The 13,731-nt window shown below is 69.5% G+C and carries 15 protein-coding genes; 8 read left to right on the top strand and 7 right to left on the bottom strand.

Going from position 1 to position 13,731, the window contains the following annotated elements; genetic code table 11:
- The 5 genes from dinB to AB3M90_RS08120 form a co-directional block, all read right to left on the bottom strand.
- Complete coding sequence (dinB, locus tag AB3M90_RS08140; RefSeq protein WP_412951335.1) at window positions 1–1,197, bottom strand: DNA polymerase IV; 1,197 nt, start codon at window positions 1,195–1,197, stop codon at window positions 1–3.
- A 303-nt stretch (window positions 1,198–1,500) separates the two neighbouring features.
- Window positions 1,501–2,784, bottom strand: coding sequence for an amidase family protein (locus AB3M90_RS08135; RefSeq protein ID WP_412951332.1), 1,284 nt, complete (start codon window positions 2,782–2,784; stop codon window positions 1,501–1,503).
- A complete protein-coding gene (locus AB3M90_RS08130; RefSeq protein ID WP_412951331.1) occupies window positions 2,781–4,229 on the bottom strand; it encodes an MFS transporter in 1,449 nt (482 codons plus the stop codon). The genes AB3M90_RS08135 and AB3M90_RS08130 overlap by 4 nt, the downstream gene beginning before the upstream one ends.
- Before the next feature lie 70 nt (window positions 4,230–4,299).
- Complete coding sequence (locus tag AB3M90_RS08125; protein ID WP_412951330.1) at window positions 4,300–4,974, bottom strand: helix-turn-helix transcriptional regulator; 675 nt, start codon at window positions 4,972–4,974, stop codon at window positions 4,300–4,302.
- 77 nt (window positions 4,975–5,051) lie between these two features.
- The gene (locus AB3M90_RS08120; RefSeq protein WP_412951328.1) at window positions 5,052–5,387 is read right to left on the bottom strand and encodes a DUF7882 family protein; all 336 of its coding nucleotides are present in this window, start codon (window positions 5,385–5,387) and stop codon (window positions 5,052–5,054) included.
- Window positions 5,388–5,525: 138 nt separating this feature from the next.
- Between AB3M90_RS08120 and AB3M90_RS08115 the strand changes: the two genes are divergently transcribed.
- Entirely contained in the window at window positions 5,526–5,840 is a 315-nt protein-coding gene (locus AB3M90_RS08115; RefSeq protein WP_412951326.1) for a DUF7882 family protein, read from the top strand.
- 1 nt (window position 5,841) lies between these two features.
- Here the strand turns inward: AB3M90_RS08115 and AB3M90_RS08110 are convergent, their stop codons facing one another.
- Window positions 5,842–6,519, bottom strand: coding sequence for a hypothetical protein (locus AB3M90_RS08110; RefSeq protein ID WP_412951325.1), 678 nt, complete (start codon window positions 6,517–6,519; stop codon window positions 5,842–5,844).
- Window positions 6,520–6,758: 239 nt separating this feature from the next.
- Here AB3M90_RS08110 and AB3M90_RS08105 point away from each other — a divergent pair, with 239 nt between their 5' ends.
- The 4 genes from AB3M90_RS08105 (at window position 6,759) to AB3M90_RS08090 (ending at window position 9,558) form a co-directional block, all read left to right on the top strand.
- Window positions 6,759–7,478 carry an ATP synthase subunit B family protein gene (locus AB3M90_RS08105; RefSeq protein ID WP_412951324.1) on the top strand — a complete coding sequence of 240 codons (720 nt, stop codon included), beginning with the start codon at window positions 6,759–6,761 and terminating at the stop codon, window positions 7,476–7,478.
- Window positions 7,456–7,869 carry a phage holin family protein gene (locus AB3M90_RS08100; protein ID WP_412951323.1) on the top strand — a complete coding sequence of 138 codons (414 nt, stop codon included), beginning with the start codon at window positions 7,456–7,458 and terminating at the stop codon, window positions 7,867–7,869. Before AB3M90_RS08105 ends, AB3M90_RS08100 begins: the two co-directional genes overlap by 23 nt.
- Window positions 7,866–8,429, top strand: coding sequence for a DUF3618 domain-containing protein (locus tag AB3M90_RS08095; RefSeq protein ID WP_412951321.1), 564 nt, complete (start codon window positions 7,866–7,868; stop codon window positions 8,427–8,429). Before AB3M90_RS08100 ends, AB3M90_RS08095 begins: the two co-directional genes overlap by 4 nt.
- Window positions 8,430–8,511: 82 nt before the next feature.
- Window positions 8,512–9,558, top strand: a complete 1,047-nt coding sequence (locus AB3M90_RS08090) for a YihY/virulence factor BrkB family protein (RefSeq protein WP_412951320.1) — start codon at window positions 8,512–8,514, stop codon at window positions 9,556–9,558.
- Here AB3M90_RS08090 and AB3M90_RS08085 read toward each other — a convergent pair.
- A complete protein-coding gene (locus AB3M90_RS08085) occupies window positions 9,548–10,264 on the bottom strand; it encodes a TetR/AcrR family transcriptional regulator C-terminal domain-containing protein (protein ID WP_412951318.1) in 717 nt (238 codons plus the stop codon). The two genes, AB3M90_RS08090 and AB3M90_RS08085, sit on opposite strands and share 11 nt — an antisense overlap.
- Before the next feature lie 206 nt (window positions 10,265–10,470).
- On the opposite strand from AB3M90_RS08085, the gene AB3M90_RS08080 reads away from it, so the two are divergent.
- The 3 genes from AB3M90_RS08080 to AB3M90_RS08070 all read left to right on the top strand — a co-directional run bounded on the left by AB3M90_RS08080 (window position 10,471) and on the right by AB3M90_RS08070 (window position 13,727).
- The gene (locus AB3M90_RS08080) at window positions 10,471–11,373 is read left to right on the top strand and encodes a carbohydrate ABC transporter permease (RefSeq protein WP_412951316.1); all 903 of its coding nucleotides are present in this window, start codon (window positions 10,471–10,473) and stop codon (window positions 11,371–11,373) included.
- On the top strand, window positions 11,373–12,329 hold the full coding sequence (locus AB3M90_RS08075; protein WP_412951314.1) for a carbohydrate ABC transporter permease: 957 nt from the start codon (window positions 11,373–11,375) through the stop codon (window positions 12,327–12,329). Before AB3M90_RS08080 ends, AB3M90_RS08075 begins: the two co-directional genes overlap by 1 nt.
- 90 nt (window positions 12,330–12,419) lie before the next feature.
- Window positions 12,420–13,727, top strand: a complete 1,308-nt coding sequence (locus tag AB3M90_RS08070; protein WP_412951312.1) for an ABC transporter substrate-binding protein — start codon at window positions 12,420–12,422, stop codon at window positions 13,725–13,727.
- Window positions 13,728–13,731: the final 4 nt, after the last annotated feature.

Raw genomic sequence — 13,731 nt, 5'->3', positions numbered from 1 at the left:
TCACTCGTGCTCGGGCAGCAGAGGAGCAGACCAGCCGGGCGCGTGGCCGAGCTGCGCCGCCCGGGCGACCGATGTCGTGCCGAAGCGGTCGCGTACGGCATCGAGCACGGTGTCGATGCGCTCCTCGTCGCCCCAGTCGATCGGCAGCTCGGGCTGCACGCCGTCGGCGCGGTCGAGCTGCGAGAGCGAGAGGCCGATGAGGGTGATGCCGCGGTCGGCGATCTCGGGTCGGGCGGCCGCGAGCAGCGTCCGCGCCATGGTGAGGAGGATCGCCGTGCGATCGGTCGGGGCGGTGAGCGAGCGGGAGCGCGTCGCCTTCGCGAAGTCGCCGAAGCGCAGCCGGAGCACGACCGTTCGACAGACCCGGTCGCCGTCGCGCAGGCGGCGCGCGAGTCGATCGACGATCTGGGTCAGGATCACGTCGAGCTCCTCCGGGGAGCGCGGACGGCTGCCGAGGGCGCGCTGCGACCCGATCGATCGGCGGCGTCTCGTGGTGTCGACGGGTCGCGGGTCGCGCAACCGGGCCAGAGCGTGCAGGTGCGCGCCCGTCGCCTTGCCCAGCAGACGCTCGGCGGTCGCCGCTTCGAGCTCGGCGAGCTGCCCGACGGTACGGATGCCGAGGCGGTGCAGCTTCTCGGCCGTCGCCGCGCCGACACCCCACAGCCGCTCGACCGGCAGCGGCAGGAGGAACGCCTCTTCGCGGTCGGGCTCGACGACCAGCAGTCCGTCGGGCTTGCTGACGGCGCTGGCGACCTTGGCGAGGAACTTCGTGCGCGCCACCCCGACCGAGATGGCGAGACCGACCTCGGTGCGCACGCGCTCGCGCAGCCGCACCGCGACCTGCTCGGGAGTGCCGGCGATGCGCCGGAGCCCGCCCACCTCGAGGAAGGCCTCGTCGATCGAGAGCCCTTCGACGAGGGGCGTGGTGTCGCGGAAGATGACGAACACGTCGCGGCTGGCGGCCGAGTACGCCTCCATGCGAGGAGGAACGACCACGGCATCGGGGCAGAGCTGCAGGGCCTGGCGGCCGCCCATCGCGGTGCGCACCCCGCGGGCCTTCGCCTCGTAACTGGCCGCCAGCACCACGCCCCCGCCGACGATCACGGGGCGCCCCCGCAGAGCCGGGGCGTCGCGCTGCTCGACCGACGCGAAGAAGGCGTCGAGATCGGCGTGCAGCACCGTCGCCTCGTCTCGCATCGCGCCTCCTCGAGGCGATCGTGGCACGGGCCGCCGACATCCCCACGGGCGTCCGTCCCGGCCTCGGCATCCGTCCCGCCCCGGCATCCGTCCCGCCTCGGCATCCGTCCCGCCTCGGCATCCGTCCCGCCTCGGCATCCGTCCCCGGCCCCGGCATTCGTCCCGATCTGCTCACCGCGCCCCGATCTGCTCACGGACTCGACCGATCAGTGAGCGGATCGGGGCCGGGTGAGCAGATCGGGACAGGGTGGCGGGTCGGGGCCGGGTGAGCAGGTCGGGGCCGGGTGGGCGGGTCGGGCAGGGTCAGGAGGTCGGGGTCGAGGCGGGGGCCAGGCGCCTTGAGACCACCTCCGCGAGGGCCAGCACGCGCGCGTCGTCGTGCCGGCGGCCCTGAAGGGTGAGCCCGATCGGAAGTGCCCCCTCGTCGACGGGCAGCGGGACGGTCACCATCGGGCAGCCGAGCACGGTGCCCTGGCCGGTGTTGCGCGTGTAGAGGTCGAAGAGCGACGTCGCCCGGCCGAGGTGCTCGCCCTCGGCTCGGCCGTCGACGCGGGGTGCCGGGGCCGGGGTCGTCGGGAACACCAGCGCGTCGAGGTCGTGCGCGGCGAAGAGTGCGTCGGCCAGACCGCGTGCGGCGACCGTATCCGACTGCGCGGCGGCATACTGATCGGCGCTGACGGGTCGAGCGATCGCGGCGGCGAGGTAGGCGGCGACGTCGGTGCTCTCGACCCCTCGGGACAGCGCCTCGAGAGCACGGTCGGGCGCGAGGCCGAGTGCGCGCGCGGCGGCGAGGCCGAGCTCCCGGACCGACTCCCACCCCACGATCGCCGGTTCGGCGGCGCGGGTGCGCCGCAGGATCGGGGCGAGGGAGACCTCGACGAGCTCGACGATCCCGGCCAGCCCGGCGAGCCCCGACGCGAAGGCGTGCGCGGTTCGCGGGTCGAGGTCGGCGACGAGTTCGCGCGGCACCCCGAGGCGTGGTCGCGCGCGGACGACACCGGCGACCGAGCCCGTCACCCATGAATCCGCGCGGATGGCGTCGCCCACGTCTCGCGTGAACACCCCCGGGGTGTCACGCGTCCACGACAGACCGACCAGGCCCGCGGTGGGCCATCGCCCGGTGCTCGGACGGAAGCCCACGACGCCGCAGTGGCTCGCCGGGATCGACACCGACCCGCCCGTGTCGGTCCCCAGCGCGAAGGGCACGGCCCCGGCGGCGACGGCGGCCGCGCTCCCACCCGAAGAGCCGCCCGCCGCGAACGCGCCGTCGAGCGGCAGCAGCACCGGACCGTACGACGCGTTGTCCGACGTCACACCCAGCGCGAGCTCGTGCATGTTGGTCGTGCCGACGACCACGGCGCCGGCGGCGCGGAAGGCGGCGACCACCGGCGCGTCGGCCTCTTCCGGACCGGTGTCGAGCAGGCGGCATCCCGCCGACCGCGCGAATCCTCGAACACCGATGTTCGCCTTGACCGCCAGCGGGAACGCGACGGGGGAGTGCGTCGAGTCGCGCGCGAGGGCCGCCGCGTCGGCGAGCTCGGTCCAGATGCCGGTGTCGAGGCCGATGGCGGGGGCTGAGATGCTCACGACGAGATCTCCTCCAGCATCTGGTCGCGCGTGCGCGGCGCGAGCAGGTTGAGCAGCGCGCCGACGACGAGGAAGGCCACGAGGCCGAGCAGCGTGCCCAGCAGCGGCAGCTGCGAGAGCACGCCGACCAGGAGGAACACCCCCAGGCCGCCGCCGACATGACCGATGCTGTCGGCGAGCGCGTAGGCCGTGGTGCGGAACCGTGTCGGGAAGCTCTCGGCGGTGAGCGCGTACTGCGCTGGCACCCAGAGGTTCTGACCGAAGAACAGGATCACGGCACCCGCGAACACGATCGCAGGAGAGCCCCCTCCGACGGCGACGACGAGCGCGCCGGCGACCGTGATGAGCGCGCCGACCAGCATCCACCACTTCCGCTCCAGCCGGTCGACCACCGAGCGTGCGACGAGCGCGGCGATGAGGAACCCGCCGAGGCCGACAGCCGAGACGATGCCGGCCTCGGCCGGCGAGAAGCCCTGGCGCACGAGCACCGACGTGAACGCGCCTGCGAAGGAATAGATGGTGATGTAGCCGAGCAGCCATGCGAGTCCGAGGACGACCAGCCGGCGCAGGTACAGCGGAGACGTCAGGAGCTCCCGGATCGCGCGCAGCGTGCTCATCTCCTGCGCCGGAACGGGAACCTTCGCCTGCTCGTCTTCGGGCAGCAGCGGCGATCGCCGGGTGGCGAGCTGCTCCATGCGGGCGATGACGCCCGCGGCCTGGTCGTGGTGGCCGCGGCTGATGAGCCAGCGGGGCGACTCGGGGAGCGCGATGCGCAGGACCAGCGAGACCGCGGCGAGGATCGCCCCGACCCCATAGACCCAGCGCCAACCGGAGGTGAACGAATCGGATGCCACGGCGAAGGGCAGCCCCTCCGGCCAGGGAGTCATCGGTGTGGTGAGGAACAGTCCGAGCCAGATGCCGAGCGCCGATCCGAGAGCAGCCATGAAGAACAGCACGCTGGTGTAGCGTCCGCGCATCCGCCGGGGGGCGACCTCGCTGACGTACACGTTGATGATGGCGAGATCGGCGCCGATGCCGATGCCCGTGATGAGCCGCGACAGAGCGAAGTGCGTCTCGTCGACCGCGAACGTGGAGTACAGCGAGCCGAGCCCCGTGACCACCATCGCGATGATGAGCAGCCGGTGGCGGCCGAACCGGTCGGAGAGCGGACCGAGCACGAGGGCGCCCACTCCGTAGCCGAGGAGGCTCAGGAAGATGGGCAGCCCGATGAACTGGTCCGACGTCGCGGCCGTGCAGCCGCCGATGATCTGGACGCACGTCTGCACGAACGACACGTTGATGTTGAAGATGTCGTACTGGACGAACAGCATCCCCAATCCGATCGTGAGGACGGAGAGGGTGCTGAGGCCCCAGCGCGGGAATCGGTCTATGCGCTGCAGCAACGCCAGCGACGGGCGGGCGGTTCGGGTGGCGACGGGTGACATGGAGACTCCTTCGTGCTCGTGACATCGCTGTCGGATCGAGCCTCGTCGGAGCGGACGGACCGCGCCATCGTCATTTCTGACGATGCGTGACCGTGTAGGTGGCGAGGGCGGCGCGGTTCCGCGCGCCGGTCTTGGCGAACGCGTGCGCGAGGTGCGTCCGCAGGGTCGGATGCGAGATCCCGAGGGTCTCGCAGATCCCTCGGTCGCTCAGCCCCTCGGCCACGAGTCTGGCGACGTCCTGCTCACGCGGCGAGAGCACGGCTGCCGAGGGTTCGGTGTCCCACAGCCGGTGCACGAGGTCGCCGATCGCCTGCAGCATCCGCACGTCCTCAGCGGAGAAGCCCCCGGCGGCCCGGGGGCGCCAGACGCGAAGATCCACGGAGCCCACGGCGGCGTTCGGTGCGAAGTAGTTCATGCCGTGGTGCATGCCGGCGCGGAAGAGGAAGTCGTGCGCGAACTCGTCGTGCGCGATCGGGTTCAGGGTCACGGCCGAGGCGCGACCCCGTCGCTGCAGGCGCGGAGTCAGCGTGTCGATGTGCCGATAATGGGTGTCGTAGGCGCGAAGGCGGTCGTCGCCCAGATTGATCGCCACCGGATCGGCATAGGGACCCGACGGGTCGCTCCGATAGGAGATGAACGAGGCGGCGCCGAACGTGCGGAGGAGACGCTGCCCGAGCTCCTCCCGGCGGCGGGCCAGGGGGTCGGGGGAGGCGGCGATCTCCATGATCTCCCACGCGATGTCCATGACGTGGCGGCCTCCGTCCTCGTCGCAGCAGTCCAGCGTCAGTGTAGACCTGCGCTGAGGAGCGGACCACGGCTCCGCTATGCCGTCGGGACGCCGACCCGCTCCTGAGGAGAGGTCTCGGCCGGCTCGGGCACGAGGTACAGGCCGCTCGGCGCGCTCGCGGTCATCGCGAGGGCTTCGATCCACTCCCGGTTGATCGAGGGCTGACGGCTGCCGTGGTACTTGAAGACGAGTGAGCTGCCGGCATGCACCCAGACGGTGGTGCGCCCGCCGCCGACGCTCATGTCCTCACGCCAGGTGAACCCGAACGGCTCGCCGCGCCGGAGCTTCGCCGTCATCACGAGCTGCAGGTGCGTGAGGGCGCGGTCCTCGATCTCGGTCTTGACGCCGCCCTCATAGATGAATTTGCCCACCCGTTGTCCTTATGTCGCCACCGAACGCGTGCCAGGCGGCGCGACCGAATCGATCACTGAGTGGGTGCTTTCATCATCGCACGTTTTTGCTCCGGTCGGTATTTCGTTCGTCGCGCTACGAATCGGTAAAGTTGCGGCATGGGAGTGATTCATTACGGCGGCGCGTCCGAGCCGCTGCACATCGAAGATCGGGCTCTCGCCCATCTCAAGGTGGTCATCGCCACGAAGCTGCGTCGCAACGAGAGCTTCACTCTGTCGTGGCGGCACCCGGACGACGAGCCGGGCGGCCGTTCCACCATCTGGCTGCATCCGTCGATCCCTCTCCGTTTCACGTTCGGCGAGCCGGAGGTGCCGCAGCTCAACGTCAAGTGGATCGAGGAGCTGATGCACTCCGCCAACTCGACCGGCGGCATCATGCTCGTCGACGAGATGCTCGACGTTCCCGAGACCTGAGTCAGCGGCCGAGACCGACGCGGTCGACCTTGCGGTGGTACCGCATCCCGGCGAGACCCCCGAGGACGGCGCCGACCAGCGTGACGACCGCTGCTCCCACCGCGGCGAGGATGCCGGTGACGGTCGCCGTCTCGGGCGTGACCGGGATGCGCGGGAAACCCTGGAGGGTGCTCAGGATGTCCCACTGGGATCCGGCGATCGCCGTGACCACCGCGAGGACGATCGCGACGACGATGGCCCAGATCCAGACCGCGATGCCCTGCTTGGCGCCGCTGAACCGGGCCATCCGACCCGCCACGTAGCCACCGGCGAAGTACGAGACCAGGAGCACCAGGCCGATGACCACGACGGCCAGGATGCCCAGCGGTCCCATCGCCGAGTCCGCGGCCTCCTCGGGGGTGGTGCCGTTGCCGGCTCCGACGGCGGCGCCGATCGCCGAGACGAGGGCGGTCAGCAGCACGGTCGTGCCCATCGCGGTGAGCCAGCCGAAGAATGCCGAGCCGAACTTGAAGCCGCCGAACTCGGCCTTCTCCCGCGCGTGCACGTCGTCGCGAAGGCTGCGGGCGTCGTCGACCGGTGTCGATCCCGTGGGGTGAGGTGCCTTCGGGAGGGCGGCGTCGTCGGGGCGGGCGGACTCGCGCGCCTCGCGAGGCTCGGGGGTGCGATCGTGAGTGCTCATGCGCTGACCGTAGGCGCGGGCGGCGGGTCGCCGAAGGCGGTTGTCCCGACGCCGGATTGCGCGTACCCTGCCCAGCCTTACGGACTAAGGTGCGTTCTCGTCCGCGCGGGGTACACCGTAAACCCGCGCCCGACGTTTACACCGTAAGGCGAATCCGTGCAAGGGTCCTGGCGCGCACTCGTCCGACCGTTAGACAGGGGTCACCGATCCGAACGATCGGTCCGCGAAAAGGAGCACTAATGTCGGACAATTACGAGACGACCGGCCCGAGCGGCCCGGACGTGCAATCCCCCGATTCGTCAGGCAAGGTCGACGCCGCCAAGCACGAGGCGGCGGATCTGAAGGACACGGCCGCGTCCCAGGCGAAAGACGTCATCGGCACCGCCAAGGACGAGGCGGCGACCGTGGTCGGCGAGGCGAAGTCGCAGGCCAAGGATCTGTTCGCGCAGACTCAGCGCGAGCTGAAGGAGCAGGCCAACACGCAGCAGCAGCGCATCGCCGGTGGGCTGCGCTCGGTCAGCGACGAACTCGGTTCGATGGCGTCGAACTCGACCGGTGGCGGCATCGCGGGCGACCTGGTCCAGCAGGTCTCCGGCCGTCTGTCGTCGGCGGCGAACTGGTTGGGCGAGCGCGACCCGGGTTCCGTCCTGGGCGAGGTCAAGCGGTACGCGCGGCGCAAGCCCGGCACCTTCATCCTGGCCGCCGCCGTCGTCGGCGTGGCCGTCGGACGGTTGACGCGCGCGCTCGCCGCGAACGCCTCGGACGAGAAGGATGCTGCGTCGTCGCCGACGACGCCACCGGCGCCTGCGCCCGTTCCGGTGCATCCGGACCCCTCCGTGCCGGTCGCCGTCGGAAGCACGACGGATGCCGCGGCGGGAACACCGCTCTACGACCACACCGCGTCGACCCGACCGGACATCCTCGGGGAGGGCGACTATGACCGACCCCACACCGTCTGAGGCCAAGGCGGCCTCCACCTCGCTCGGCGACCTGCTCAGCGAGGTGTCGCGCGACATCTCGACGCTGATGCGCCAGGAGGTCGCACTCGCCAAGGCCGAGCTGAAGGAATCCGCGACCAGGTCCGCCAAGGGGGCGGGCCTCATGGGTGCCGCCGGCTACGGCGCGCTGATGGCGATCTTCTTCCTCTCCGTCGCCCTGTGGTGGGCGCTCGGCACCCTCATGGGTGGGGGATGGTCGGCGGTCGTCGTCGCCGTGATCTGGGCGGTCATCGCCCTGATCCTGTTCCTGGTCGGACGTGGCCAGATCACGCAGGTCGAAGGGGCTCCGCAGACTGTGGAGACCCTCAAGGAGATACCGGAAACGCTGAAGAGGAATGAGGAGAACCGATGAGCGATTCACCCGATGAGATCCGCGCTGACATCGAGCGCACGCGCCGAGGGCTCGGTCAGGACGTCGATGCGCTGGCTGACAAGGTCTCTCCATCGAAGATCGTCGACCGGCAGATAGGGAAGGTCCGGGGCGCGTTCGGATCGGTGCGCGATCGCGTCATGGGCGCCGCCGACGACGCAGGCTCGTCGCTGTCGGACGCCGGTTCCCATGTCGGCGACGTGAAGGACCGGGCGATGGCGAAGGCGGAGGGGAACCCCCTGGCCGTCGGGCTCATCGCCTTCGGCGCCGGACTCCTGGTCGCGTCCTTGATCCCCGCCTCGACGAAGGAGAAGGACGTCGCGGCGACGGTCAAGGATCAGGCGCAGCCGCTGGTCGACGAGGTCACCGGCGTGGCGAAGGAGGTCGGCGAGCATCTGAAGGAGCCCGCCCAGGCGTCCGTCGCCTCGGTCAAGGACCAGACGCAGGAGTCGATGGCCGCCGTCAAGGACGAGGCGCAGACCGCCGCCGGCGAGGTGAAGGACCAGGCTCAGCAGGCCCGCGAGAACATCACGGATCACTGACCGATCACGGATCGATCGCCGATCGGTTCCGACGGGCGGATCCACCGTGCGGTGGGTCCGCCCCCACATCGAAGGGCACCCCATGGCCAGCAGCTCCCCCTCCACTGATCGCCGTGCTCCCGACCCGGAGGCGCAGGCGAAGCCCGACTCGCCCGACGACCTGCACAAGCGGTCCTGGAAGTACGTCCTGCAGAAGACCATCCGCGAGTTCTCGTCGGATCAGTGCACCGACATCGCGGCGGCGCTGACATACTTCGCCGTGCTGTCGATCTTCCCGGGTCTCATCGCGATCTTCTCGCTCCTCGGCGTCGTCGGACAGGGCAAGGCCGCGAGCGATGCCGTGCTCGAGATCGTCGAGCAGGTCGCTCCGGGCGAGGCTGCCGACGCGATCCGCGGTCCGATCGAGCAGATCGCCGACTCGCCCGCCGCCGGATTCGCGCTCGTGACCGGCATCCTGCTGGCCATCTGGTCGGCGTCCGGCTACGTCGGCGCCTTCAGCAGGGCGATGAACCGCGTCTACGAGATCGAGGAGGGCCGGCCGTTCTGGAAGCTCAAGCCGACCCAGCTGCTCGTCACCGTCATCACCATCGTGCTGTTCGTCATCGCGGCCATCATCCTCGTGGTCTCGGGTCCCGTGACGACCGCGATCGGCGACGCGCTCGGGCTCGGCGACGTGCCTCGGACCATCTGGTCGATCGCGAAGTGGCCGGTGCTCGCCTTCGTCGTCGTGCTGATCGTGGCGATCCTCTACTACGCCACCCCGAACGCGAAGCAGCCGAAGTTCCGGTGGATCAGCATGGGCGCCCTGCTGGCGATCGTGGTGCTCGGCCTCGCCACGCTGGCCTTCGGCTTCTACGTCTCGAACTTCTCCAACTACGACCGCACGTACGGGTCGCTGGCGGGCATCATCATCTTCCTGCTCTGGCTGTGGATCGCCAATCTCGCTCTGCTGTTCGGGGCGGAGTTCGACGCCGAGCTCGAACGCGGACGCCAGCTGCAGGCCGGCATCGCCGCCGAGGAGGACATTCAGCTTCCGCCCCGCGACACGCGCAAGAGCGACAAGGCCGCCGAGAAGGAGCAGAAAGACGTCGACGAGGGTCGCCGGATCCGGCAGGACCCTACCGGCTGAGCCGATCCTCCAGGCGATCGAGCAGTGCTTCGAGTGAGACCTCGAACTCCTCGTCGCTCCGGTCCTCGCTGAGCAGATCGCGCAAGCGGACGACCTCGGGCGCGTCGTCCAGTGGGCGCCTGCCGTCGCCCTCGGGGATCTCGGCGTCTCCCTCGTCGAGGGGCTCCGACACCGGCCCGGTCGCGGCTCCGCGCACCGCCGCCTCGAGGAGCAGCTGGCCGAGCAGGAAGCTCGTGAACGACCGGTAGGCGCCCACCGCCTGCGCGTCGGAGAAGCCGTGCCCGATGAGAGCCGCGAGGAACGCGTCGACCACCTCCACGCTCCGCAGCGGTGGACGCAGCCAGGGTGCCGCAGGATGGCGTGTCGCGATCAGCGGGAACGCTTTCGGGTGGTCCATCGCGATGCGGCGCACCTCATGCGCGACGGACTGCAGGTAGCCCTGCCAGTGCTCCGAGAGCTCGGCGTCGAGTCTCGCGGGAAGGCCACCCAGGAGCAGGTCGACGACCCCCTCGAGCAGATCCTCCTTGCCGTTGACGTACCGGTAGAGCGACATGGCCTCGACGCCCAGCTCCTGCGCCAACGATCGCATCGACAGGCCCTGCGGACCGCCGCGGTCGATCTGCGCGAGAGCCGTCGTGATGATCAGCTCGCGGTTGAGTCGCGCGCTCGACGCACCTGTCGACGTGCTCTGCGAAGGCTGCGGCATGTGCCCACGGTACTCGCATCGCCGCCTCGTCGTCACCCGTCTCCCAGCCGACGTGGCCTACCCTCGCTCCAACCGTCCGCGCGCTCTCAGCCCCTGAAACTAATTCACAGCACCCGAAGAACCCTCCGCGCAATCTGAAAAGGATTTGACAAGGTGGTCACCGCTTGTCATCCTTGTGTCAACCGATTTACAGCACGGAGCACCCCATGACGTCGATGTCAGTTGCGAAGAAGCGCAGGCCGCGCAGACGAGGCGCACTCGTCGGCCTGTTCTTCATCGCCCCCTTCCTGTCGGTGTTCCTCTTCGCCACCGTCCTGCCCCTGGTCTACTCGCTCGGTCTGAGCCTCTTCCAGGAGCGGATGATCGGCGGGGTCACGTTCGTGGGCCTGGACAACTACGCCCGCCAGCTGGCCGATCCCTCATTCTGGGAGGCCGTCGGCCGCGTGACGCTGTTCGTGGCCATCCAGATGCCCGTCATGATGGGTCTCGCCCTGCTGGCCGCGCTCGCGCTCGACAGCGCCCGGCTGCACGCCCCGGCCCTGTTCCGGCTCGGCATCTTCCTCCCGTACGCCGTCCCGGGTGTCGTGGCGACGCTCCTGTGGGGCTACATCTACGGACCCAAGTTCGGGCTCGTGGGCAATCTCAACGACCTGCTCGGCTGGTCTCTGCCCGATCCTCTCTCCGGCGCTCTGATCCTGCCCGCCATCAGCAACATCGGGCTCTGGCTCTACATGGGCTACAACATGCTCGTCTTCTACGCCGCCCTGCGCGTCATCCCCTCCGACCTGTACGAGGCGGCGACCCTCGACGGCGCCGGCGCCTGGCGGATCATCTTCTCGATCAAGCTGCCCGCGATCTGGCCCGCCGTCATCGTCGCCGCCACCTTCTCGGTCATCGGCGGGTTCCAGCTGTTCAACGAGCCGAACATCCTCCGCTCGCTCGCGCCCAACGTGATCAGCACCGACTTCACCCCCAACATGTACGCCTACACCCTGTCGTTCGCGGGCGGCCAGTACAACGCCGCCGCCGCCGTCGCCCTGATCATGGGCGTCATCACCGGCGTCGTCGCGTTCCTGGTGCAGCGCCGCGGATTCCGGAGGGACATCTGATGGCCACGATGATCGATGCCGCCGCGCCCGCGACGCCCGCCGTTCCCGCAGACCGGCGCAGCGGCGCGCGCAAGCGGTACAAGCCCGTGCGCTTCGCCCCCGCCGCCAGCCGGACGCCCCGACGGTCCTGGCTGCTGACCGCGGCGATGACCCTGGTCCTGATCTACGCCCTCTTCCCCCTCTTCTGGCTGGTGGTGAACTCCACGAAATCGGTCGACGACCTGTTCACCTCTTTCGGGCTCTGGTTCGCCGATTCGAACGCCTTCATCGACAACGTCGTCGGAGTCTTCACCTACGACGACGGCGCCTTCCTGATCTGGTTCCGCAACACCGTGATGTACACGCTGATCGGCGCCGGCGGATCGACCCTGCTCGCCGCGCTGGCCGGATACGGCCTGGCGAAGTTCCGCTTCCCGGGGCGGCGGGCGGTCTTCGCGGTGATCCTCGGCGCCATCGCGGTGCCCGGCTCGGCCCTCGCCGTCCCGACCTTCCTGCTTTTCAGCCAGATGGGGCTGACCAACACTCCGTGGGCCATCATCATCCCGTCGCTGGTGACCCCGTTCGGCCTCTACCTGCTGTGGGTGTACGCCGCCGACTCGATCCCGAACGAGCTCCTCGAAGCGGCCCGCGTCGACGGCTCCGGCGAGCTGCGCACCTTCTTCACGATCGGGCTGCGCCTCATGGTGCCGGGTCTCCTCGCGGTGTTCCTCCTCGAGATCGTGGGCAGCTGGAACAACTACTTCCTGCCCTTGATCATGCTGAACGACCCGCAGTGGTATCCGCTCACCGTCGGGCTCAACCAGTGGAACGCGCAAGCCTCCACGGCAGACGGCGACGTGATCTTCAACCTCGTCATCACCGGATCGCTGCTCGCGATCATCCCCATCGTCATCGTCTTCCTCGCCCTGCAGCGGTTCTGGCAGTCAGGACTCGCCGCAGGAAGCGTGAAGGGCTGACGCGCGTCGTCGGCCTCCCTCCTCCCCCCCATCGAAAGGAACACCGTGCAGTCTCGTCATCGCGGCCGAATGCTTCGGCGCGCTTCCCTGGTGGCCTCGGCCACCGTCACCCTCGCCCTCCTCGCAGGATGCGCGACCGGGAACGGAGCCGGTCCCGGCGCCGACCAGTACACCGACGCCGACATCGAGGCGGCCCTGCAGGAGAAGACGGAGATCACCGTCTGGACCTGGTCGGGGAGCCTTCCCGACATCGCCGAGGCCTTCGAGGAGAAGTACCCCGAGATCACGGTCAACGTCGAGAACGTGGGCACGGGCGGCGACCACTACAACAAGCTGCTCAATGCCGTGAAGGCGGGCAAGGGCGCCCCGGACCTCGCGACGATCGAGTACGCGACCCTGCCCCAGTTCGCGCTCTCGGGGGCTCTCGTCGACCTGAAGAAGTTCGGCTTCGACGGTCTCGAAGACGAGTTCACTCCGGCCACCTGGGAGAGCGTCAACGTCTCCGACACGCTCTACGAGCTGCCGCTGAACGCCGGGCCCATGGCGATGTTCTACAACAAGGCCACCTTCGACAAGTTCGGCGTCGCCGTTCCCGAGACGTGGGACGAGTACCTCGAGGCGGCGCGCAAGATCCATGCCGCCGACCCCAATGCCTACATCGCGGCGGACAACGGAAACGCCGGTCTGGCCGAGAGTCTGATCTGGGCCGCGGGCGGGCGGCCGTTCCAGGTCGACGGCGAGGACATCACGATCGACCTCGCCGACGAGGGAACCGTGACGTTCGCCGAGTTCTACCAGAAGCTGATCGACGAGAAGCTGCTGGCCCCCACTGCGGGCTGGAGCCCGGAGTGGTACGCCGGTCTCGCCAACGGCAGCATCGCGACGCTGCTCTCCGGCGCGTGGATGTCGGGCACCCTCAAGTCGGGTGCCCCCGACGGAGCGGGCAGCTGGCGCGTCGCCCCGCTTCCCACCTTCGAGGGGGAGACGGGCAGCTCGATGAACGGCGGCGGCAGCCTCGCGATGATGAAGCAGAGCAAGAACCAGCTCGTCGCCGCGGCGTTCCAGCGGTTCGTGAGCCTGGAGGAGGGTGCTGACATGACCCTCGCCTCCGGATCGTTTCCGGCACGTTCCAGCGTGCTCGAGGACGACGCGTTCCTCGGCGCGAAGGACGACTACTTCGGCGGCCAGGAGGTCAACCGGATCTTCGTCGACTCGCTCGACGCTGTCGGCGAGGGATGGCAGTTCCTGCCCTACGAGGTCTACGCGGGCACGAAGTTCGGCGACACCGTCGGCCCGGCCTTCATCGGCGAGACCACCCTCGAGAAGGGCCTGCTCGCCTGGCAGGACGACCTGGTCGAGTACGGCAACGAGCAGGGCTTCACCGTCACCGGGAAGTAGCCCG

Origin of the sequence: Microbacterium martis, from assembly GCF_047246685.1 — a bacterium.
Lineage (GTDB): Bacteria > Actinomycetota > Actinomycetes > Actinomycetales > Microbacteriaceae > Microbacterium.
Note: the sequence above shows the minus strand (reverse complement) of the source record. Positions and strands in the feature narration are given on the sequence as shown.